Source organism: Ketobacter sp. MCCC 1A13808 (assembly GCF_009746715.1).
In the GTDB taxonomy this organism is placed as follows: domain Bacteria; phylum Pseudomonadota; class Gammaproteobacteria; order Pseudomonadales; family Ketobacteraceae; genus Ketobacter.
In genome coordinates this window covers 1-1,830 of record NZ_VRKW01000056.1, presented here as the reverse complement: position 1 = coordinate 1,830, position 1,830 = coordinate 1, and the positions used below count along the sequence as shown (strand labels likewise).

General features: G+C 42.5%; 1 protein-coding gene. It reads right to left on the bottom strand.

Annotated elements, in window-relative coordinates; all coding sequences use genetic code 11:
• Window positions 1–202: 202 nt before the first annotated feature.
• A complete protein-coding gene (locus tag FT643_RS22980; protein ID WP_156873732.1) occupies window positions 203–970 on the bottom strand; it encodes an RES family NAD+ phosphorylase in 768 nt (255 codons plus the stop codon).
• Window positions 971–1,830: the final 860 nt, after the last annotated feature.

Genomic DNA, 1,830 nt, shown 5'->3' with positions numbered 1-1,830 from the left:
TTTAAACTACTTAAAATTCTAACCGAACAAGCGGTAGCAACGCCCACCCCGCCTGCGCTAGAGTAAATGTAGGACAACTTGGTTTTAAAAATATTTCAGCTCGCAAAGTTATAACGCCCAAAGCAGCGGCGCGCGTTAGCGCGTCCAGCCCGCAGGGCAAAGCTGCCTTTGCTTGTTATGTGCATTTACAATGTTCTCAACCTTAATGTTCTTCTACTTGTTTAAAGTCGAACTTTATTGCTGTGGGTTCAAATATATTACATTTAACAACTTCTGCTGAATCAAGGTCAAATAGGCATATGTTGTGACCTTCAGCCAGAGAGCTTTTATAAGCTATGCCATCATACCCTTTAGATCTAATGAACTCTGATATTATTTGTGTTGGAGCGTACTCTGATTTTAAATCTGAAGCTTTTGTGGGTTTAGAAAACGCATTATCTATTTCAGACCAAACGGATTTTATAATTTCCTCATAAGATGGCTCTTCGAAAATAAATTTCAATTTGAAGTTGTTGTTGCCGTGCTCTACTGAGAAATCTAGAATTTTAAGATCTCTAGTTATTTTCAAATGAGCCACTGTTAGAATCGCCCCCAACCAAGGGCGAACTTCTGCCATGGCGGTTTCTTTATCTGTAGCAACATATAGATGCGGGATCCCCTTTGAGTTAGCCCTTCCTTCTGCTGCACTATCCCATAATGGCTTCATACGACTTGGAGGAAAAGGACAGGGAAAATCATCTACATGAATATCTTCTTCTGTATCAGGGTCATGCTGGTAATATGGTCTCCATGAGTGCCCGTTCTGAGCACGCCAAACAATAGAGTCCTTTTTAATTGTATGCTCACGGTCTTGACAGGTATTGACTATAGAATTTAGAAATTCTATAGATTCCTCATCCAAGATAAAACGCTGCTTTGTGTCTACTTTATATTTAAAGTTCGAATAGCTTCGCCAAGACTTAAAACTCATATCGATTCCTAGTAGAGCACATAACGCTGAGCTAAACGGCAGTTAAACCGCAGGTTTGGCTGTCCGGTGGAGGCCCGCAGGGCCGGAACGTATTTGAGCGTTTTGTTAGCTGAATAATCTTTGTTGATTGCACCCACTTTAAATCCCTTTTAATGCTACTAAGTGTTGTTTTAAAAGCCATGCAACACTGCCTAATTTTGATGGTGCGGTCAACCTAAAGCTCGTGCCCGACTGGGAACGCAACCAACTTTCATGCATCAGCGCATGACTTACTTTTGGTTGGCACGACCTTCCAATGGCACTCTACTTTATCCGCTTTCAAGCGGCGCACAAGACTGTTTTTTCTATGAGCTTGCACAATATTTTTTTAATACCGACAGCTAACGCTGAGCTAAACGGCAGTTAAACCGCAGGTTTGACTGTCCGGTGGAGGCCCGCAGGGCCGGAGCGTATTTGAGCGTTTTGTTAGCTGAATAATCTTTGTTGCTGGCACCCACTTTAAATCCCTTTTAATGCTACTAAGTGTTGTTTTAAAAGCCATGCAACACTGCCTAATTTTGATGGTGCGGTCAACCTAAAGCTCGTGCCCGACTGGGAACGCAACCAACTTTCACGCATCAGCGCATGACTTACTTTTGGTTGGCACGACCTTCCAATGGCACTCTGCTTTATCCGCTTTCAAGCGGCGCACAAGACTGTTTTTTCTATGAGCTTGCACAATATTTTTTAATACCGACAGTGGTGTTCCCCACAAAAAGTAGACACTCTAACTAAGCAGCTAATACTGCAATTTCCTCAAATGCGACAGGGCTAAGCCCATCGTTGGCTGAGTGTCTTCTTTTACGATTGTAGAATATTTC

What these genes read in the sequence shown, in the direction of transcription:
- FT643_RS22980 (WP_156873732.1), bottom strand. Translation starts at nt 970, where the DNA reads ATGAGTTTTAAGTCTTGGCGAAGCTATTCGAACTTTAAATATAAAGTA.